The following is a 20,893-nucleotide window of genomic DNA, read 5'->3' on the forward strand; positions in this document are numbered from 1 at the left end:
GTCAGGACGCCTCGTCTCTGCAGCTGGGTGAAAGAACCCGCGCATTTCCGAAGCCGTTTTCTCTCGGCGATCGAGAGCGCCGACAGCGCTCATTCCATGACCGGCTGCGGCTGCCTGCCACCATTTCACGGCACCGGCACGTCCTCCGGCACGTCGAAGGGCCACACCATCACTACTTCACAGACACGCACCAACCCCCGCACCACCCGCACCAAGAAAGCCACCTCGGCACCGACCTCGTTCGCCGAGCTCGGCGTGCCCGCCGCACTCGTCGACTCCCTCGACCGTGAGGGCAAGACCCAGGCCTTCCCCATCCAGCAGGACACCCTGCCCGACACCCTGGCCGGCCGCGATGTGCTCGGCCGCGGAAAGACCGGATCCGGCAAGACCCTGGCGTTCTCCATTCCACTCGTCGCCCGCCTCGCCGAATCCGGCAAGGGCACCCAGAAGGTCCGCCACCCGCGCGGACTCGTCCTGGCTCCCACCCGTGAGCTCGCCACGCAGATCACCGATGTCATCGACCCGCTGGCCAAGGCCGCCGGCCTGAAGACGACGACGATCTTCGGCGGGGTCAAACAGCGTCGGCAGGAGAACGCCCTCAATGCGGGCGTCGACATCGTCATTGCCTGCCCCGGCCGCCTCGAGGATCTGCTCCAGCAGGACATCCTCACGCTCGAGAACATCGAGGTCACCATCCTCGACGAGGCCGATCACATGGCTGACCTGGGCTTCCTGCCCGGAGTCACTCGCATCCTCAAGCAGACCCCGGCCCAGGGGCAGCGGATGTTCTTCTCCGCGACCTTGGACAACGACGTCGACAAGCTCGTCCGTCGCTTCCTCCACAATGAGGTCCTCCACTCCGTCGATGAGGCGACCTCGCACGTCTCGGCGATGACTCACCACGTGTTCGAGGTCTCGGTCGACGACAAGAACGCGCTGGTTCACAAACTCGCCTCCGGCACGGGCCGCCGCATCCTCTTCACCCGCACGAAGCACCGGGCCAAACGCTTCGCCCGACAGCTCACCGCTGCCGGCATCCCCGCCGTCGATCTGCACGGCAACCTGTCCCAGGGTGCTCGCGATCGCAACCTCGCCGCGTTCACCGATGGTGACGCGAAGGTGCTGGTGGCCACGGACATCGCGGCCCGCGGCGTCCACGTCGATTCCGTCGAGCTCGTCGTCCACGTCGATCCCCCGACCGAACACAAGGCCTACCTGCATCGTTCCGGCCGTACCGCCCGTGCCGGCAGCGCCGGCGACGTGGTCACCGTGATGACACCCGATGAGCGCAAGGACACGCAGATCCTGCTGCGCAAGGCCGCCATCAAGGCCTCCCCGCAGAAGGTCACCGCCGACTCCCCCGAGGTGACCGAGCTCGTCGGTGAGATCGCCGAGTACGTCGCCCCGCAGCCGAAGGAACCGGTGCAGCCGCGCAAGAAGACCGAACCGGCGAAGTCCGGTGGTCGTTCGTCCCGCCGTCGCCGAGGTGGCCGTGGCGGACGCGGTGGAGGTGCGGGACGCGATGGCGCCGCTGGCGAGAGCACTCGCACGAACTCACGCAGCAGCGACTCCGGCCGCACTGGTCAGAACGGCCGCAGCGGCGAGGGCAGTCGCCGCCGCGAGACCGGTCGGGGAGGCCGCTCGGGCAATCAGAGCTCGGGAGCGCGCACCAGCCGGTCGGGCGGCCGCCGCACCGCAGACTCTCGTGGCACGAGCCCTGAGACCCGTCGCCGCAATCGCTCTCGCACCGGAGGTTCGCAGCAGGTCTACTCGACCAGCAGCTGACATCCTCACAGTGTGATAACTCTCCGCATATAGTACACTTTGGTGTACTATATGCGGAGAGTTATTCTTCTGCGATCGAGGGGCGGGAATCAGTAGGATTGCGGCATGCAGCCATCGGAGTCCGCGGGCGCTCACGACCCGATCACAGAGAATATGTACACCGGATCGCAGAACAGCTTTCCCGGCGACCTCATCGACTCCTCCGATCTGTCGAACGCCGACCGCGAGCAGATCGCTCAGCTCATGGACGCGCTTGCCCGACTGCGCGAGGCCGAACGCACCCTCGCCGAGGCTTCGCGCAGATTCATGAAGCTCAGCGAGCAGGACATGCGTGCATTGCACTATCTCATCGCAGCGAAGCGGCAGAACGCAGTCGTGACCCCGAAGATGCTGTCTGCCCATATGCTCATGTCGGCAGCCTCGGTGACGAAGCTGATCAATCGCCTGGAGCGGGAGGGGCATGTCATCAGGAAGCTCCATCCCAGCGATCGCCGGGCATATGCCATCGACGTCACCGCGGAGACGGCGCGCTCGGCACGAGAGACCGTGGGGCGCGCCCAGGCCAGACGGATCCATGCCGCCGTCCGCCTCACCAGCCGCGAACGCGATGCCGTCATCCGCTTCCTCGACGGCATGACCGACGAGCTGTCGCTGAGCAACGCCGACTGGGCGAAGCCGCTGTGATCGGAGGCGACCGGTGAGCCACAACCGTGAACACCTCACTCTCGTCTGGTTCCGCGACGACCTGCGCGTCGACGATCACGAGGCACTGACAGCGGCCCGCGCCGAGGGGCAGGTGATCGGTCTCTGGATCAGGGAGTCCCGCAGCGACGACGGCTTGGGCCCCCGTCCGCTGGGTGGGGCCGCGCGGTGGTGGGCTCATGAGTCGTTGCGCGTCTTGGAGGCCGAACTCGCGCAGCTCGAGATCCCGCTGCTCTTCGCAGCAGGCTCCGCCGCGGACATCGTCCCGCAGGCGGCCGCGGACCTGGAGGTCGATGCCGTCCGCTGGTCACGCCGCTATGCACCGGCCTCACGTGACCTCGACGCGCAGATCAAGACGGACCTGGCTGATGCCGGGCGTGCTGTGCACTCCCATACCGGCGCGCTGCTCGTCGAACCCTGGACTATCAGCCCGCAGGGCGGAGACTTCTACAAGGTGTTCACCCCTTATTTCAACGCCGTACGCGATCGCAGCGTCGGCGACGTCCTCCCGGCCCCGCGCAGACAGACCTCTCTGACGAAGGCGCACCGGCAGACGCTCGACGGGCACTCGTGGATGCGCAACCTCGACGGCCTCGGCCTTCTCGACGGAACAGACACGGGCTCGGGCGAATTCGCCTCGGCGAGGACCCCGCAGTGGTGGCAGACGACCGTGGCCGAGCACTGGAGCCCCGGGTGTCGAGAGGCGGCCCGAGCGCTGGCGGACGTGAGCGACGGGGTCGACGGCTACGCAGATTCGCACGATGTCCCCGCCGACCCCGACAGCACGTCCGGCCTGTCTCCGAGACTGCGCTTCGGCGAACTCTCCCCACGGCAGCTGCTGGCCGCGGCCCTGGACCTGCCGACGGTCAGCGATGATGACCGGCAGGCATGGATCCGGCAGCTCTACTGGCGGGAGTTCTCCTGGCACCTGACCTATCACCTGCCGGCCATCGAGTCCGAGCCGATGCGGCCGGAATTCGCATCCTTCCCCTATGAGGACGACCCCGAGGCGCTTGAGCATTGGCGCAGCGGTACGACCGGGATTGCCCTCGTCGACGCCGGCATGGCGCAGCTGTGGCAGACCGGGTGGATGCACAATCGAGTGCGGATGGCCACGGCGAGCTTCCTGACGAAGAATCTGCTCATCCACTGGTGGCACGGCGAACAGTGGTTCTGGGACACGCTCGTCGACGCCGATGAAGCCAACAATCCCGTCTCGTGGCAATGGGTCGCCGGGTGCGGAGCCGATGCGGCCCCGTACTTTCGGATCTTCAATCCCGAACGCCAACGTGAGCGTTTCGATCCGAACAGCGAGTACGTGAGCAGGTGGGTGGGCCGCGGGCCGGGCGGTCTCACCCGAACGGAACGTTCACACGGCGATCGCGAGCCGATCGTCGATCTCAAGGCATCGCGCCAGGCGGCGCTGGCAGCCTATGACCGGATGAAGAGCGAGGCGAAATGAGCACGACGAACGGACGCAGAATTCTCCTGGCCGGGTGCGGAGACTTAGGCACACGGTTGGGACTGCGGCTGGTCGACCAGGGGCACGAGGTGATCGGACTGCGCCGGCGCGTCGCCGAACTGCCCGATGCCTTCGAGACGATCAGCATGGACCTCTCCCACCTCGGAGCGCCAGAGCGCGGCGGGGCCGACGCCCCGGTCCGCAGCGATCCACGACTGGACGCACTCGACGCGGTCGTCATCACCCTCACTCCGGACGAACCGACTCGGGCCGGATACGAACGGTCCTACCTCCACGGACTGAGAGGCCTCGCGCGCGTGCTCGAGTCACAGCCGGGCCGAGTCGTCCTCGTCTCCTCCACGCGTGTCCTCGCTGAGGACCCGACACGTGTGACCACCGAAGACACTCCAGTCGCCCCGGAGTCCGGGCCGGGTGAGGTGCTCGCGGCAGCCGAGTCCGAAGCGGCCGAACTCTTCGACCACGTCACGATCGTGCGCCCGGCTGGCATCTACGGACCTGGCCGCACCCGTCTCATCGACTCCGTGCGACGCGGGCAGCAGCTCAACCATCAGCGGTGGACGAACCGCATCCACCGGGACGATCTGGTGCACGGACTGGAGCGCTTGACCCTTGACCCGGAACCGCCGAACCTGGTCCATGCCGTCGATTCCCAACCTGCCCAGATGGGCGAGGTCGCCGCCTTCATCGCCGACCGCCTCGGCGTGCCCGTCCCCGGCCATGTCGAGGACGAGAAGCCGGGCGGCAAACGGATCGACGGAACTCGCTTCCGCGCACTTGTGGGCGAACTCGGCTACCCCACCTACCGGGACGGCTTCGCGTCGATGCTGACGGCAACTGCCTGATCACGAACGAGATCGGGGACCGTTCACGCTCGCACCCGACGGCGCGCCTCGGCGGCGATGTTCTTCGCCATTGCGGGGAAGATGAATCGGTGGAACGGGGCGACGAGGGCCCAGTAGAGGCGGCCGCGCACACCGGTGGGAATGAAGGTCGCTGTCTGGTGGTACTCGCAGCCGTCGGCTGAGTCGGTCAGCGTGAATTCGAGCCACGCATGACCGGAGACCTTCATCTCGGCGCGCAGCAGCAGACGCGAGTTCCGCTCCAGCTGTTCGACCCTCCACCAATCGACGGGATCGCCGATGCGCAGGGAATCGGGCAGCCGTCGACCTCGGTTGAGGCCGGCGCCGCCGACGGCTTTGTCCCAGATTCCGCGGACTTTCCAGGCCAGGGGCCAGGAGTACCAGCCTTGAGCCCCGCCGATGCCCTCGATCACGGGCCACACATCGGCGGCCGAGAGACCGGGAATCGTTGCCGCGCGTTCGTCGGTGCAGATGCGCCGTCCCGCCCACTGCGGGTCATTCGGCAGCGGGCTGGCCGCCTCGTCGAGCTCTCCGGCGTCGGCGTCCCAGTTCGTGTCCACGGCGCCCTCGACTTCGCGACGCAGCGCGAGTCGGACGGCATCGTCGAACCTGATCAGCCCGGATTCGGGCGGTGGGATGACCTCGTCGATCGCATGTGATGTGGCCACCGCGTCCTCCTGCAGCGACTGGACGAGAGGCAGGGTGAGGCGGAACGGCAGCGGTGTCACCAGTCCGACCCAGATGCCCGACAGGGTCGGGGCGGGCAGCGGCAGCGCGAGGACATGTCGAGGCTTGAGGCCCGCGACTGAGGCGAAGGTGCGCATCACGTCGGCGTACGTGAGGATCTGGCGCGAACCGATGTCGAAGGACTCATTGACCCGTCCGTCGACGTCAGCGGCGGAGAGAAGATAGTAGAGAGCGTCACGGACCGACAGCGGTTCGACGCGGTTGGCCACCCAGTCCGGTGCCGGCATCCACCTCAGCGTCAGGGCGAGATGGCGGATCATTTCGAACGAGGCGGAGCCGGAGCCGATGATGATGCCGGCGTTGAAGACGATCGCGTCGACCTCGGAGTCAAGCAGAATCCGTCCGACGGTCGCCCGCGAGCGCATGTGTTTGGACAGTTCGCGTCCCTCCGGATGGAGTCCTCCGAGGTAGACGACGCGGCCCACACCCGCCCCGGCGGCTTCGTCGGCGAAACGGGTGGCCGCCGCGGACTCGGCGGCTTCGAAGTCCCCGCCAGAGCCCATGGAGTGCACCAGGTAATAGGCCGTGTCGATGCCGGTGAGGCTGTCGGACAGTCCGCGGCCGGAGTCGAGATCGACGGTTCTCACGTCGACGTCGGCTACCCATGGAACTTGTTTGAGCTTCTCCGGTCGCCGCACCCCGACCCGGACCTCGTGACCGGCCTGAAGCAGGCGAGGCACGAGGCGACCGCCGATGTAGCCGGTCGCCCCAAGCACGAGGACACGGCGCGGGGTGCGGGTCTGTCGGATGACTTCGTCACCGAGTGATTCCGAGTGGTGCGGTGTCGAGCGTTTCGTCGGGCGATTCATCCGAGGGTCCTTCCGGCCTGCCGGGATCGGCTGTCATGGACCAAGCCTACACATTTTATTAACCCATTGGATACTATCTACCAGGAGATAGTTGCACCTCAGTCCGCCAACGCAGCACCCACGTCGTATCGAAGGATCGCGGCGATGTTTTCGGACATCGGATCATGACTGAGCCCGATCTCTGCCGAGGACAGAACAGCCTGGGCGATGATGTCTGAATCTCCCTCTGCCGCCTCGGCGTCGTCGAGCAGCAGGGTCGCCACTGCACCGCGCTCGACTGCTTTCGCGACTTCGGTGCGACCTTCGACCGCGCGGTCGTGGGCTTTGCTCTCGGCCAGCCGTTCGGAGTTATCGGCCTCGCGCTCGCCGGCGAGTTTAGTCACGAGTGTTCGCACCGCCACATCGATCGCCTCTTCGGCACCATCATCGTCGTTGCCGCCTTCTGATATCTCGTGCAGCAGCTCTTCGGCCCTCACCGACAGTTCGGCCTTGACAACCGTTCTGCCCTGCACTTCTCCTGCCAACACGACGGCGTTCGGTGCATGGTCGGTGATCAGTCGGTCGATGAAGTCGGCGACAGCGCGAGCGTTGTCTTTGATGATCTCGTCGACGCGACGCCGGATCTGGTTGTGTGAGTATGCTCCTCGCCGCGGCTTGTTGATGTCTTCGTCGTTGTCGCCGGTCACGTGGACCGACTCGTTCTCGGTGCGTTCACGATCCGGAGTCACGCTCAGTTCACGCACGGCCGCTCCATCCTGTCCGGCGATGACAAGCACGACGTCGAACTGCCTGCATTCCTGGCGGAGGTAGGCTCCGAGTTCGGGCACGTCTCCGTAGTGCGCCGCGTCGCCTTCTCCCAACGCCGCATCCCAGTGTTCGTCAAGCAGAACTCCCCCCGAGTTCGCAACGATGGTCCGACCGTCCGTGTGCACCTCGGTGGGTTCGTCGACGAGGATGATCGCGTCAATGGGCTCGAGGAGCGACTCCTCTGCCCCGCTTTCGGACAGCTGGTCTCGCAGCTCCGACCAGCGCAGGCGCAGCTGCGTCTCGGCATCCGCTGAAGGAGCACGACCCTCAAGGTAGACCGTGGCATATGGACCGCCGCTCTCGTAGACCGTGCGCAAGTGACTGTGGTTCATCCCTTGTTCCTCCTCAGCATCTGTGTTCATCTGTCCGGACCCCGCAGGACCCACCGCTGGGCGCGGTCTTCTCAGCCTGGCATTGTGCGCAGACCCTGTAAACAGTCTTGACAATCCGTGCCAGTCCCTTTACTTCTCCAGGACGGCTCCGACGTCTGAAGTGGCACAATGGGGCCATGAACACCGAAGCGATGATGCGCGCCGTCAGCCAGCAGACTTTCGGCAGCGCCGACGTTCTCGAAATCACCGAGATTCCGCGCCCGGAGCCCCGCCCCAACGAAATCCTCGTCAAAGTTCAGGCGGCGGGCCTCAATCCCACTGATTGGAAGCACCGTTCCGGCCGCGGCTTCATTGACACGTTGCCCTTGGTGCTCGGCTGGGACGTCTCTGGCGTAGTCGAAGATGTCGGCATCGGCGTCGCGACTTTCAAACCCGGAGACGAGGTGTTCGGCATGCTGTCGTACCCGTTCGGACTCGGCTCCCACGCCGAATACGTCGCCACCCCGTCCAGATTCTTCGCAGCGAAACCCCGATCGGTCGATCATGTGCAGGCGGGAGCACTCCCCCTCGTCTCACTGACCGCCTGGCAAGCGCTCGTCGAGAATGCGGACGTGCAGTCGGGACAGCGCGTGCTGATCCACGCGGCCGCAGGCGGCGTCGGGCACATCGCTGTGCAGATCGCGAAGGCGCGGGGCGCATACGTGATCGGAACCGCGAGCGCGGAGAAACACGGCTTCTTGCGCGAACTCGGCGCCGATGAGGTCATCGACTATCGTACGGACGACTTCGCCGATCGAGTGCGAGACGTGGACGCGGTGCTCGACACGATCGGCGGTGACACAGCGATGCGCTCCCTGCACACTCTTCGCAAAGGAGGCTGTCTCGTGTCGCTCATCCCCGTCGGCTCCGCTGATCTCCTTCGCGAAGCAGATCAGCTCGGAGTGCGAGCTCTTCGAATGCTCGTGGACTCCTCGCGCAGCACGCTGGAAATCGTCTCCGGACTCGTCGACGATGGTGCACTGCGTGCCACCATCGCCGGGACGTTCCCTCTCACAGAGGCAGCAGAAGCCCACCGAGAGGGCGAGACCAATCGCACAACCGGAAAACTCGTACTCACAATGGACGAGTAAACGAAACGCAGTCCTCACGGAGCTGGCGGCGGGGCCGCCGCGGCTTCGAGCTCCGTCTCGGCGGCAAAACAGGGCCCGGCACCTGTGCAACGGTGCCGGGCCCTGCGATTACAGGTGTCAGTAGTGCGCCGGCGGATCACTTGCGGGGAAGGACTCTTCCTCCCATTCATCGACCAAGTTGTCTTTATGCTGCATCGACGCGGAATCCGTGCCGGGTTTTTCCGCAACATCGTCTTTGGCGTCCTCGGGGACCTTTGTCAGATCCTTCTCGTCTTCGCTGGAATCGCTCATCACGATCATCCCTTCTCTCTCGAGTGCATGAACCCATGCTGACACTGTTTCAGGCAGCTCGGTAGGGGTACTGCCCGGTAAACCGATCGTGTCCCAGCCTGACCGCCTGAGCAATTGTCCGAAACCGATTTTGGGCGCAGCACCAGCTTTGCGTAGGATGTTGCAAGGTCAAGCAGGCGGCCTCCAGATGTGAGGACCCCTGATTGTGTATCGCCTTCCCCTTTGCCCGCAGATTCTCGCGCGGATCATCAACGCCAGCGGCTCAGAACTGAACCGCCGACGTTGAAAGACACCGTTGCTGCGCCCGACCCCCACCACGAATCGGTCGCAGAACTCCTCATCAGACTCCTGGCCTCAGAAGACGAGCTCGGCACCTTCGTGGATGAGCTCGCAACCATGGCCGCCGCCGAAGTCAGTCAGGATTCTCCGGTCTCGTGCGGGATCACGCTGGTCCGCAACAGACGCAACACCATTGTCGGCGGCAGCGACGACGCAGCGAGACGATTCGAAGACATCCACACCTACCTCGGAGCCGGCCCGCGTGTGGAGGCAACGAAGAGCCGCACGATCATCTGCGTCGATGACGCCGAGGAAGAGAAGCGCTGGCGAGACTTCATGGACATCGCTGTGCTTGACGATCTGCGAAGCTTGGTGGCGGTCCCGCTCGACATCGATGACACTGCGCAAGCGGTCATGACCTTCTACGCCATGCAACCCCGCAGCCTCGGGGAGCCGACGCTGTCGAAAGTGCAAAGATTCGTGGAACCGGTGAAGAGGTCACTGCGCGTGGCAGTCCGAACCGCGCGCTTCGCCGAAGCAGCCGAACACCGACAGCGGGCAATGGAATCCCGTACCGTCATCGACGTGGCCATCGGAATCACCATGGCCCAGGCGGCCTGCAGCCAGGAGGAAGCTGTCGCCATTCTCAAGAAGGCGTCATCGCATCGCAATATCAAACTGCGCACGCTCGCCGGTGACCTCGTCGACTCACTCGGTCAACCCGAGCCGATCACGCCGTTCACCGAGTGAGTGATCGGCCCTCCACCGGATTGTCGAAATGTTCGGTCGACGCGCTCAACACCACCCCGTAGACTGACTTTCCACCCGCGCTTTCCAGCGAAAGGCGACTTTCATGTCGACCGAAGACAACAGCACTGACGACAGCACCGCAGGCAGTATGCGCAAGGCTGCGGAGAATCTCGACCACGATGCCGGTGGAGCGCCGTCGGCGGCCTACCTCGACAACGTCGATCCCGAGGAGTTCGGTCGGCACGACGATGCCGACGACGACAGCGATGAGGACCCGGACGCCGAACCGACTGACGGTCCGCCCGATACGCCGCCGACAGATCGCTGATCGCCGTCAATAGCCAGGTCAGACACGGGGTCCATAGCTGCCGCCGCCACCCGTTCAGCTGCGTCGACGCTTCAGCGTCGTCTCTCACAGACGTCCTCTTCGGGCGGCTCCACGGCAATCTCGCCACGCAGAAAGTTCGGAATATACAGCGCCTTGCCGGGCATTTACGCGGTGACCCTGGTCAGCCCCTCACGGAACGAGGGCAATATGGTCATAACAGCGACTTCATTGACGAACTGCTCAATCGTCCGACTGCTGCGGTCAACGCCCTAGCCATCGAATACTCACCTATTACGCTGACGACAGCCTCGCCGATTGCCACTTCTGCGGTGGGTACCAAGCGAACAAACCGCCTAAACTTTCTCTGATTTGGACTTCGGTCAAGATCTCTCCGTCCTCGCCGTCCGACGCGGAGTCGAAACAGCGGGCAGACACTTCGTGGAACTCCACTGATTCAAGTTGCACTTGGTCCACCAGAGCTCGGATTTCATCTAGAGCGTCGTCTCCTTCAAATGCCATGGAAGATCACCTCGCAAGACCTAAGCCGGACTGCTTGACGGTGCGCCAGGAATCACGAGCGGCAGACACGCGAGTTGAGTCCGCCCGCCGAAGCGGTTCGATGAGGTAGGTGTGTTTTGATTTGGGTTGGATCTACTGCCGGTGCCCTGTTCATACGATGTAGTCCACTGATCAGCTAGACTCGCTCGCAACTCATCTAGAATCCCTCACTTCTGACTAGTAGATCACTTGAAGGTATCCAACGCATGGCCTCGTCACTACGAATTGCAACAGTGTCCTATGTCGACGACAACTTCGGCGACAACCTCATTGGCACCAGCTTTCTCGCGTTGCTCGAAGTTGCTCTCGAGAACTATGGCCTTAGCTCCGACGACTACGAGCTCGCTCCGCTGTCGCTAAAGGGCTTCGACGAATCTCAACTCGAACGCTGTGATGCCATCTTCTTTGGCGGCGGTGGGCTCTTCGGTCAGTCATATCTTGGATTCTACGAATATATGGATCGGATCACCGCTGCAGCCGACGAGCGGGGGATTCCCGTGGTGTTCTCCTCGATGGGCTTGAACAATATGGGTGCCGACCGTGGGCGAGTGGACGCTATAGCCAATATCGTGAGTAAGCGCTGTGTCCGAGCTCTATCTGTTCGCGAGAATCTACCTCTTTTCCAGGAGGTAGCCAAGGATTCAACATTCGAGGTGAGACAAGTTGCGGATCCGGCAACGTGGACCAAGTTTGTCTATGGAATGACCGATGTCGTTCCCGATGGCACGATCGGCATCAATGTAGTCCGCGGCGGATTGTTCAAAGCGAACCAGCGTGACTGGGGACTCTCGCAGGAATTGTCGTACCTGGCCGACCTGGTCACTCTCGCAGAATCCCACGGCATGACCCCCATGCTGTACACAAATGGGAGCTTAGGAGACAACAATACTTTGCGAATCTTCGCCGAGAAACACGGTCTCTCAGATGAGCAAACCATACTCCCGCAGACGACTCGAGAGGTTGTCCAGGCGATCGCGACCCGATCAAAAGTTGCATCTATACGTATGCACTCCTCGATAATCTCCTACTCATTTGGCATTCCTACTGTCGCTCTGGAGTGGAATGACAAGCTTCCCCATTTCTACGAGGCAATAGGACACCCGGAACGCGTGCTTCCGTTCGATAAGTGGGATGCTGAACAATCATTCCAGATCCTCGATCAGGCAAGTTCGGCGCCCGAAGATAATCCCGAGTACACGGCCTATCTGATGTCCACTTACACCTACATACATGAGGCGTTGGGTGCCCATGTGCTTAATTCGAATGCCGGTGCACAACGGTATGACTTCCAGTCAGTCGCGGACTCTCTGGTGGCTAGGTCGCAGATCCTTGATACGGATGAGTTCGACCTTCGCCGTAAACTGGGGAAAGCCGAGAGAGCCTACCTCAAGCAGTTCACATCGGGGCGCAAGTATCGCACGAAGTTGGGTACGCTCACAAAGAAGGTTGATTCCCTCTCATCTGAAGTGAAGTCACTGTCATCAGAAGTGGAGTCACTCACTCAGCGGAACGCAGAACTTCAAGCAGAGATCAATCGACGCTTCTCGACTCGGCTCGCGGGTTACGTACGGCGAGTAGCGCGTCGGTTGCTCCAGCGCCGCACCGGCCGCTGAACGGACCCGACACGCACCCGGCTCGGTTATCTGAGCCGAATGCGGCACACCGGTGGTCCGGCGCAGTTGCGGGAGGGGCTGTCCTAATCCAATCAGGAACTATCCAACTGAGACTGTGTCGCGAAACCGAAAGGCCGCCCGCCCGGACAGGCTGCCCCTCAGAACTTCGGCACGTCGGCGATCAGCGCCCGTGTGTACTCGTGCGATGGATCCTCGAGCACCTGCGCGGTCGGCCCGTAGTCGACGATCTTGCCCTTGTTGAGCACCGCGAGGTTATCGGCGACGTGCCGGGAAAGCGCGATGTTGTGTGTGACGAAGAGCATCGCCAGCTGTCGCTCCTCCCGCAGGGTCCGCAGCAGGGCGACGATCGAGGCCTGCACGCTGACGTCAAGGGCCGAGGTGATCTCATCACAGACCATCACCGACGGCGCGTTGACGAGCGCTCGGGCGATCGCGGCCCTCTGCCGCTCACCGCCGGAGAGGTCACCGGGACGCCGGTGATAGAACGACCGTCCCAGCCGCACAGAATCGAGGGCTTCCTCGACGGTGGCCTTCCGACTCGCGGCCGTACCCTGGCCGCTCATCTCCAAGGGCACAGTCAGTGACTGACCGATCGATCGCCGCGGATTGAGGGAGGAGAACGGCGACTGGAACACGTACTGGATGCCGACGCGCTGCTCGTTCGTGCGTTTGCGCGTCGACCGTGCCAGCTCTGTGCCGCGCAGTCGAACAGACCCCTTGTAGTCGTCGTTGAGCCCGGCCACGCACTGCGACAGGGTCGTCTTACCCGATCCAGATTCGCCGAGCAGCATCGTGCACTCCCCCGGTTCCAGGACCATATTGATCCCGTCGAGGATCTGCGCCTTTCCGTAGGCCAGCGCCACATCCCTGACCTCGAGCAGAGGCTCAGCACCGTCCCCCGCCGAGGCGGTCGCCCCGTCGGCGTCGGTCCGATCCCGATCCGTCTCAACCGGCTTCTCCCCGGCCGACACGAGGACGTGCGTCTTCTCGTCGGACTCGGTGACGGCCTTCGCTTCGGCGGCGCCGTCGCCGATGGTCTTGCGGCCGGCGAGGTCGGGCACCGCAGCCATGAGCATCTGCGTGTACTCATGCTGCGGACGTTCGAGCACTGCCGACACCGGGCCCTCTTCGACGAGGTTGCCGCGCAGCATCACGGCGACCCGGTCGGAGATGTCCTTGATCACCGCGAGGTCGTGGGTGATGTAGAGACCGGCGACGTTGTTCGCCACCGTCATCTGCCGGATCGTGTCGAGCACGACCGACTGGGTGGACACGTCCAGACCTGTCGTCGGTTCGTCGAGGATGAGCACGTCGGGGTACATGGCGAAGGCCATGGCGATGCCGATGCGCTGCTGTTGACCGCCCGAGAGCTGATGGGGCCACCGTCGCTGATAGGCCCGATCCCCGGGCAGGCCGACGTCGACGAGCACCTCGGCGACGCGATCGGCTCGCTCACGGTCGGAGGCTCCGAAGCCGTGGATGTCGAGGACTTCCCGGATCTGCTCACCCACGCGCATGGCGGGGTTGAGCGAGAGCGCCGGATCCTGCGGGATGTACGCGATTCGGGATCCGCGCAGGTCTCGCAGGGCCACCTCGTCGAGGTCGCCGACCTCAAGATGGGAGGCATCACCGCGCGGCCAGATGCTCACGGACCCGGATCCGAACTTCAGACCTTCTCGGAAGTGTCCCATGCAGGCCAGGCCGGCCGTGGTCTTACCGGAACCGGATTCGCCGACGAGTCCGAGGATCTCACCGCGGGACAGGGCGAAGTCGACTCCGTGGAGGATTTCGTCCCCGGCGTTCGTCAGGACGCGCAGGTCGGACACACGCAGGACGATCTTCTCGTTCGGTTCGTTCGCATCATCGTGGCGAACGGTCTCTGTCTTCGGGCTCATCATGCCTCCACGGATGTTGATGCAGTGGCTCGGGCGAAGGAGTCCGCGAGCAGGTTGGTGCCGATGGTCAGCAGTGCGATCGCGATGACCGGCAGCAGCACACCCCAGGGTTGGATGGACAGGGCGATGCGGTTCTCGTTGATCATCAGACCCCAGTCAGCCGCGGGCGGCTGCAGGCCGAGTCCGAGGAAGGACAGCGAGGCGATGTAGCCGATGGAGTAGGTCAGGCGCAGGCCTGCCTCCACGCTCAGCGGTCCGGTGATGTTGGGCAGCAGCTCACGGATGAGCACCTTCCACCGGGGCATCGCGTACATCTCCGCTGCCTTGATGTAGTCCTCGGTGATCACCCCCAGGGTCGCGGACCTCGCGACGCGGGCGATGCGTGGTGCGTGGGTGAGACCGATGACGGTCACGAGCACCCATCCCTGCGGTCCGAGCACGGTGATCGCCAGGAGGGCGAATACGAGCTGCGGGATGGCGAGGATGACGTCATTGAGCCGCATGATCACGGCGTCGAAGGTTCCTCCGACGTAGGCGGCGAGCATGCCGATGATCGCGCCGACGACCATGCCGAGCGCCGTGGCGAGCACACCGTAGACGATGAGTGTCACACCGCCGGCGAGGAACCGGGAGAGAACATCTCGGCCGAGGTTGTCCGAGCCGAACAGACCGTAGGGGCTGAACGGCTTCGTGACGAATTCGGTGGCGGTGTTGCCGGTCGCCCAGGGCAGCAGCAGCGGACCGCACAGGGCGAGAGCGACGACGACCACGGTGATGATCAGACCGATCTTCCCCTGTTTCTGCGCGAGCACCCGCTTGTAGAAGGGAACATAGGTGGTCTGGGATTCCTTGGGCACCTCGGCGGCATCGGTGGCCGCGGACTTGAGGTCATCAAGACTGTTGGCGTCGGTGCTCATGCTGCGCTCCTGAGTTTCGGGTTGGTGAGGATGCCGACGACATCGGCCGCCAGATTCACCACGACGTAGACGGCGGCGACGAGCATGGAGATCGCCTGGACGACCTGCACGTCACGGTAGGTCACCGCATCGATGAGTGCTTGGCCGAGTCCCGGATAACGGAAGAGGAACTCGACGACGACCACACCGCCGGCCAGCCAGGCCAGCTGGATAGCGACGACCTGAGCGACCGGTCCAAGAGCGTGCGGCACGGCGTGGCGTATGATCACGCGTTTCTCCGGGACGCCTTTGAGTCGCGCCATTTCGACGAAGCCGGAGTCGAGGACTTCGATCATCGTCGCTCGCATCATCCGCACGATGTAGGGGGTGACGACGAGGATGAGCGTCAGGGTCGGCAGAATGAGCTGCTGAGGTCGGTTCCACACGGGTTCGCCCGGCGGTGCCAGGGTCACGGCCGGCAGGATCTGGAACACCGAGGTGGCGAAGATCGCGATGAGTCCGATGCCGATGACGAACTCGGGCATGGCCGCAAGCACCAGGCTGATGCCGGTCATCGCCTGGTCGCGCCGCTTCCCGCGATGCAGGGCCTGAAAGACACCGAGTCCGATGCCCAACGGCACGGAAATGACCGCGGCCAGTCCCATGAGGACGAAGGACGCCCAAACACGATCACCGAGGAGTGCGGCCACGGAGCCGCCACTCGCCGAGGAGGTGCCGAAGTCACCGACGAAGAGGCCTCCCAGCCAGGTGAGGTACCGCTGCCAGGCGGGTTGGTCGAGTCCCAGCTGTTCGTTGAGTGCCGCAATGCGCTCCGGCGTGGCCTGCTGGCCGAGGATCGCGCGTGCCGCGTCACCGGGCAGCAGCAGGGTGGCGCCGAATACGAGCAGAGACACGGCGATGAGGATGAAGGCGGAGAAGAGCAGCCGCTTTCCGATCACTTTTCCGAACATGTCACACCTCTCCAATCCACACGCGGTCGAATCTCCACCCGCTCAGAGGTCGCCCTGTGGAGTTCGGGACGAGCCCGCCCACGTATTTCTGGAAGGCATCGACTTGGTTGGCGAAGCCCCAGACGATGTAGCCGCCGTCGTCGTAGAGCATCTTCTGCAGTTCGTGTTCTCGGTCGCGTCGGTCATTCGCCTCCGGGATGGCCCGGACCTCGTCGAAGACCTTGTTGAATGTCGGATCGTCCCAGTGGGTTTCGTTGAATGGTGACTCCTCGAGCGAACAGGCGATGACCTGCGGCAGGAAGTCACGGGTGTACCAGAAGTCCTGGGCGAAGTCCCATTTGAGGTATTCGTCGCCGAAGAACGTCGTCGCGTCCACCCTGCGGATCTTCACCGTGATTCCGGCGTCGGCGGCCTGCTGGGCGAAGACCTGCGCGGATTCGACGGCACCGGACTGGATGGGGGCGGTGACGAGTTCGACCTCGAGCCCGTCGGGATAGCCCGCCTCGGCGAGGAGCTTCTTGGCCTTCGGAATGTCGCGTTTGCGTTGCGGGAAGTCCGGGTAGTTCTCGCTCAACGGTCCGAACATGTCGTTGCCCAGGGTGCCGTAGCCGGAGAGCACCTGTTCGATCATCTGTTCGCGGTCGACGACGAGCCGGAAGGCCTGTCGGACCTTGACGTCGTCGAAGGGCTTCTTGTCCACGCGCATCGTGAAGGGCAGCCACATGCCTGTCTTCGAGTTGAGGATGGACATGCGCTCATCGGCGGCGATGACTTCGACGAGGGCGAGTGGGATGCCGGCGATCGCGTCCACCTGGGTGGACAAGAGGGCGTTGATGAGGGCGTCGTCGTCGTTGAAGTTGAGCACCTCCACCTCGTCGAGGTACATCTTGTCGAAGTCGAAATAGTGCTCGTTGGGCACGAGCACCGTCGACTGGGCGGCGGTGAAGGATTTGAGTTTGAACGGTCCCGAGCACACCGGATTCTCCGGGTCGTAGCCGACGGGGACGATGGCGGCGGTGTATTCGGCGACGGCGTCCTTGAACAGGCCATTGGGTTCGCTGAGTCGGAACTCGACGGTGCGCTCATCCTTGGCGACGACTTTCTCCAGCATGGAGAAGTTCGCGGCCGCAGTCTTCGGATCGTCGGGGTCGTTGATCCGCTCGAAGGTGAAAACGACGTCTTCGGAGGTGATCGGCTTGCCATCGGAGAACTTGATACCCTCCTTCAGCGTGCACGTCCACACGGTGGAGTCGGAGTTGGCCTTGATCGATTCGGCCAGCAACGGCACGACCTGGGAGTCGTCATCCCAGCCGTACAGGGCGTTGTAGAGGTTGACGGCACGGCAGACATCGCCGTTGTTGACGGGGATGTGGGCGTCGACGGTGTCCGCGGAGTTGCCGCCGGTGACACCGACGCGCAGGGTCCCGCCCTTGACGGGCTTGCCGGCGTCGGCGGCACCGACTTCCGCGCCGCCGCAGGCGCTCAAGCCCGCCACTCCGGCCACGGCAAGGCCTGCCCCCAGCGCTTGTCTTCGGTTCGGTGTTCTCATGTGCCTTCTTCCTAGGACGTCGGTACGGGTCCGCCGGCTGCGGCAACTCGTTCTGACTTCGGGGTTCGGGTGTCGGTGAGGATGTGCGCGGCCAAGTAGTTCTCGAGCATGGTCAGCGCTTCGTCATCGGTCAGAGGCATGTGTTCGGTCGTGCGTGCGACGCCGAGTCCGTCGATGAAGATCGCCAGTGCCTTGACCATGAGAGCGCTGTCGCCGGTGCGGATCGCGCCCGATCGCTGTCCGGCGTCAATGACCGCCGTGATCATGTCGAGCCATTCGCCGTAGACGGCGGTGAGATTCGCCCGTGCTCCTTCGTCGGTGGAGGCTCGGGCCCAGCATTGGAGCCAGATCGACCAGACGCGGCGGATCTTCGAGTCGACGCCGGCGTGGAGCCGTGCGAAGTGGCGGAGGACAGAAATGGGGTCGGATGCATCGTTGAGGTGCCGGGTCTCGGCGATGATGTCGAGCGAGTACCGCAGTGCCGCCTGCAGCAGTTGGTCTTTCGTCCGGAAGTGGTAGTTCACCGCCGAGGCGGTCACCCCGGCCGCGTCCGCGACGTCTTCGGTGCGGACTCTGTCGATGCCGAGGTCGGCATAGAGCTCCCATGCGGCGACGATGATCGTCACGCGGTTTCGGGTGCCCTTCGACATCCATTCCTTCGTCGGCGCCGGACCGGCGCCCGCTCCCCCGGCAGCCTGTGCGTCAGCGCGCGTCCCGTCATCGACTACGTCCGGTACTTCACGGTGCTGGGCGGGTGCGTCGGTGACCATCACCCGCCGAGGCGCCCCCGCCCTGCGACCGGTCGTGAGCCAGTCGGTGGTGACACCGGTGAGTTCGGAGATGCCTGAGATCTCCTCGACCCGGAACTTGCGGGTCCCGGCCAGGGATTTCGAGAGTTTGGACGCGTCGAGCCCGATCCGTCGGGCGACTTCGCTGTGATTGATTCCCGCGTCTTTGATGGCGTTGCGGACACGGAGCACCAGGGATTTCTGTGTGCTGTCCGCACCTTCGCTTGTCGTGACCACCTGTACAGTCTGCACACAAGTTGCGATTTTGGCAAGACTTACTGGGGTTTCGGGTAGTAGTGGGCACTCGAGAGTTCCTAAGGTCTGCGACTTTCCTCGCATTACGGCCGATGCTCGTCGTGCCTCCCGAATGAGTCTCCACTTCAGACGTAGCCTATACGGGCAGCCAGCAAACCCCTCAGCAGTTCCCCGGAGCCGTACTTGAACACCGAACCACAGACCACAACTTCTTCCGCCGAAGAGTTCCCGATCGACGTAAGTGTTGTGATTCCTGTCTACAACTGCGCACGGTACCTCGAGGAGACCATCGGCTCTGTCCGCAGTCAGGACATCAGCCCCGGGAGCTATGAGATCATCGCCGTAGACGACGGTTCCACCGACGACTCGCTGCAGATTTTGGAACGCCTAGCCGCCGGCTCCTCCGATATGCGGGTGTTCTCAATCCCGAACAGTGGCTCAGCGGCGGCCCCACGCAACCGCGGACTGGACGAAATGCGCGGACGCTACGTCTTCTTCCTCGATGCCGATGACAAGTTGGAACCCGACACACTAAGGCGGGTTGTCACAGTCGCCGACGAGACCGGTTCGGGCGTAGTCCTTTGCAAGATGGGAGAGTTCGGTGCCGGGAAGAGAGCTGGCAACGTACCTTCGACCGCATTCGGCGCAACCAAATTGGCAGTCGATTTCGTCGAGTCTCGAGCGGTATCCACGCTCGGCGCGCTGAAGCTCTTTCGCACTTCGATCGTCAAAGAGCACGGCATACGATTTCCGCTCGGGTTTGTCATCGGCGAGGACCAGGCCTTCACTATGCGAGCCTATCTCCATAGTCCTCATGTCTCGATCCTTGCTGACAAGGTCTACTATTGGGCTCGCGGTCGAGGGGATGGCACGAATGTCACCAGCACGGGCCAACCTCCGCGCAAGCACCTGATGAGAGTCCTGACACTTGTCAGAACAATTGTGGAAAACACTGAGCCAGGTGAGCTCCGCGACAGATTGCTCCGGCGTCCGATTATCGGAGCAGCCGGGGTCGAGTCTGTGTTCGGAAAGAAGATGCTTCCTGCTCACGACCGAGCTGAACGTGAAGTCATGGTGAATGAGTTCCGCGAAGTCGTCGCACCCCATTGGAAGTCAAGCATTCGCGACCACGGCGTGCTCGAGTCCCAGATCCTGGCAGACCTTGCCGTTCGCGGCGACGTCGACGAGATTGAAACCGTCAGTCGTCTCGTGGCGGACAAAAAGCCGGTGCCTATCCGCCTCGATGAGGAACACGGGCAGTTGGTCTATGAGCCCCGCCAAGGTGCCGACGTGGGCGACCTGCGTATCAGGCTCGACCAATCACTCGAGTCGCTAACCACTACGGCAGACGCGCTCACTATTCGGGGAGAGTTCGGAGTGGCTGGCTTAGACAGAGCTCCTGACAGTGCCCAATTCATCTTTCGCCACCGTAAGCTCGGAACAAAGGTCACGTCCAAGATCGGTATCTCTCGGACATATAACCGGAGTTTCGGAACCCGTGTGAGATTTTCGACCGATGTACCAGTTTCGATATTGGCCGATTCGGGCATCTGGGAACTATTCATCAAAGCGAAGTGGTCATCAACGGTGGTACGTGAGCGTTTCGGAATATCCAGAGCAGCCGGATTGGATATTGCTCCGCGTCTTATCGGCGACCCCGTCGGGGGCATCGTGTTCTTCGATCAGTCTGACGGACTTTCCGTCGACGTCGGGCCGACCGAGAAGCATCTCGAACCCGTCAAGAGACATGAACTGCACGTCGTTGATCAATTCGAAGTAGGTCGTTCTAGGATCTTCGTGATCAGCGGACCAGTTTCGACCATGAAAGTTGCGTCCTATCAAGCGGACGACAAAACCAAGTCAAAATCTGCCAGACTCGTCGTCCACTCAACTGACCAAGCGTCGGTCATTTTGCCACGTTCAGCCGCAAGGCGGCCGCAATGCACGATCGAACTGACTGACGCAGAAGGAAACTCGGTCGACATAGTGGCGACAGGCGTCAGAGCCCATAAAAAGCGCGGATATCAGAAATAGCTCGTTACTG

Annotated in this window: 17 protein-coding genes; 9 read left to right on the forward strand and 8 right to left on the reverse strand. The window is 63.2% G+C overall.

Translation table 11 applies throughout. From position 1 onward, the window contains the following. The first annotated feature begins 96 nt into the window (after positions 1–96). The 4 genes from HF684_RS14420 (at position 97) to HF684_RS14435 (ending at position 4,812) form a co-directional block, all read left to right on the forward strand. Entirely contained in the window at positions 97–1,785 is a 1,689-nt protein-coding gene (locus HF684_RS14420) for a DEAD/DEAH box helicase (protein WP_169253025.1), read from the forward strand. Between the two features lie 105 nt (positions 1,786–1,890). Continuing rightward, positions 1,891–2,469: a MarR family transcriptional regulator gene (locus tag HF684_RS14425; protein ID WP_169253026.1), complete on the forward strand. Its 579-nt coding sequence runs from the start codon at positions 1,891–1,893 to the stop codon at positions 2,467–2,469. A gap of 13 nt (positions 2,470–2,482) precedes the next feature. Then, positions 2,483–3,949: a deoxyribodipyrimidine photo-lyase gene (locus tag HF684_RS14430; protein ID WP_169253027.1), complete on the forward strand. Its 1,467-nt coding sequence runs from the start codon at positions 2,483–2,485 to the stop codon at positions 3,947–3,949. After that, a complete protein-coding gene (locus HF684_RS14435; protein ID WP_169253028.1) occupies positions 3,946–4,812 on the forward strand; it encodes an NAD-dependent dehydratase in 867 nt (288 codons plus the stop codon). The genes HF684_RS14430 and HF684_RS14435 overlap by 4 nt, the downstream gene beginning before the upstream one ends. Before the next feature lie 23 nt (positions 4,813–4,835). Here the strand turns inward: HF684_RS14435 and HF684_RS14440 are convergent, their stop codons facing one another. Further along, positions 4,836–6,386 (reverse strand): SDR family oxidoreductase, encoded by a 1,551-nt coding sequence (locus HF684_RS14440; RefSeq protein WP_169253029.1) that lies wholly within the window; start codon positions 6,384–6,386, stop codon positions 4,836–4,838. 98 nt (positions 6,387–6,484) lie between these two features. Beyond that, positions 6,485–7,525 carry a Vms1/Ankzf1 family peptidyl-tRNA hydrolase gene (locus HF684_RS14445; RefSeq protein ID WP_169253030.1) on the reverse strand — a complete coding sequence of 347 codons (1,041 nt, stop codon included), beginning with the start codon at positions 7,523–7,525 and terminating at the stop codon, positions 6,485–6,487. 176 nt (positions 7,526–7,701) lie between these two features. On the opposite strand from HF684_RS14445, the gene HF684_RS14450 reads away from it, so the two are divergent. After that, the gene (locus tag HF684_RS14450) at positions 7,702–8,655 is read left to right on the forward strand and encodes an NADP-dependent oxidoreductase (RefSeq protein WP_169253031.1); all 954 of its coding nucleotides are present in this window, start codon (positions 7,702–7,704) and stop codon (positions 8,653–8,655) included. Between the two features lie 117 nt (positions 8,656–8,772). Here HF684_RS14450 and HF684_RS14455 read toward each other — a convergent pair whose 3' ends face one another. Next, positions 8,773–8,946, reverse strand: a complete 174-nt coding sequence (locus tag HF684_RS14455; protein WP_169253032.1) for a hypothetical protein — start codon at positions 8,944–8,946, stop codon at positions 8,773–8,775. Between the two features lie 282 nt (positions 8,947–9,228). On the opposite strand from HF684_RS14455, the gene HF684_RS14460 reads away from it, so the two are divergent. From HF684_RS14460 to HF684_RS14470, 3 genes are all read left to right on the forward strand, one after another. Beyond that, positions 9,229–9,975: a GAF and ANTAR domain-containing protein gene (locus HF684_RS14460; protein ID WP_169253033.1), complete on the forward strand. Its 747-nt coding sequence runs from the start codon at positions 9,229–9,231 to the stop codon at positions 9,973–9,975. Between the two features lie 103 nt (positions 9,976–10,078). Beyond that, on the forward strand, positions 10,079–10,303 hold the full coding sequence (locus HF684_RS14465) for a hypothetical protein (RefSeq protein ID WP_169253034.1): 225 nt from the start codon (positions 10,079–10,081) through the stop codon (positions 10,301–10,303). A 791-nt stretch (positions 10,304–11,094) separates the two neighbouring features. Continuing rightward, positions 11,095–12,474, forward strand: coding sequence for a polysaccharide pyruvyl transferase family protein (locus HF684_RS14470; RefSeq protein ID WP_169253035.1), 1,380 nt, complete (start codon positions 11,095–11,097; stop codon positions 12,472–12,474). Between the two features lie 158 nt (positions 12,475–12,632). Here HF684_RS14470 and HF684_RS14475 read toward each other — a convergent pair whose 3' ends face one another. Genes HF684_RS14475 through HF684_RS14495 form a run of 5 tightly spaced genes read right to left on the reverse strand, consistent with a single transcriptional unit; the run spans position 12,633 to position 18,831 of the window. Further along, entirely contained in the window at positions 12,633–14,390 is a 1,758-nt protein-coding gene (locus HF684_RS14475) for an ABC transporter ATP-binding protein (RefSeq protein WP_169253036.1), read from the reverse strand. Continuing rightward, the gene (locus HF684_RS14480) at positions 14,390–15,307 is read right to left on the reverse strand and encodes an ABC transporter permease (RefSeq protein WP_025779242.1); all 918 of its coding nucleotides are present in this window, start codon (positions 15,305–15,307) and stop codon (positions 14,390–14,392) included. Before HF684_RS14480 ends, HF684_RS14475 begins: the two co-directional genes overlap by 1 nt. Beyond that, positions 15,304–16,257 (reverse strand): ABC transporter permease, encoded by a 954-nt coding sequence (locus HF684_RS14485; protein ID WP_025779240.1) that lies wholly within the window; start codon positions 16,255–16,257, stop codon positions 15,304–15,306. Before HF684_RS14485 ends, HF684_RS14480 begins: the two co-directional genes overlap by 4 nt. Before the next feature lies 1 nt (position 16,258). Next, a complete protein-coding gene (locus HF684_RS14490; protein WP_169253037.1) occupies positions 16,259–17,806 on the reverse strand; it encodes an ABC transporter substrate-binding protein in 1,548 nt (515 codons plus the stop codon). A gap of 11 nt (positions 17,807–17,817) precedes the next feature. Beyond that, on the reverse strand, positions 17,818–18,831 hold the full coding sequence (locus tag HF684_RS14495; RefSeq protein ID WP_248278961.1) for a TetR family transcriptional regulator C-terminal domain-containing protein: 1,014 nt from the start codon (positions 18,829–18,831) through the stop codon (positions 17,818–17,820). Positions 18,832–19,032: 201 nt separating this feature from the next. On the opposite strand from HF684_RS14495, the gene HF684_RS14500 reads away from it, so the two are divergent. Then, positions 19,033–20,883: a glycosyltransferase family A protein gene (locus HF684_RS14500; protein ID WP_169253038.1), complete on the forward strand. Its 1,851-nt coding sequence runs from the start codon at positions 19,033–19,035 to the stop codon at positions 20,881–20,883. Positions 20,884–20,893 lie beyond the last annotated feature (10 nt).

Source organism: Brevibacterium sp. 'Marine' (assembly GCF_012844365.1).
Classification (GTDB): Bacteria; Actinomycetota; Actinomycetes; order Actinomycetales; family Brevibacteriaceae; genus Brevibacterium.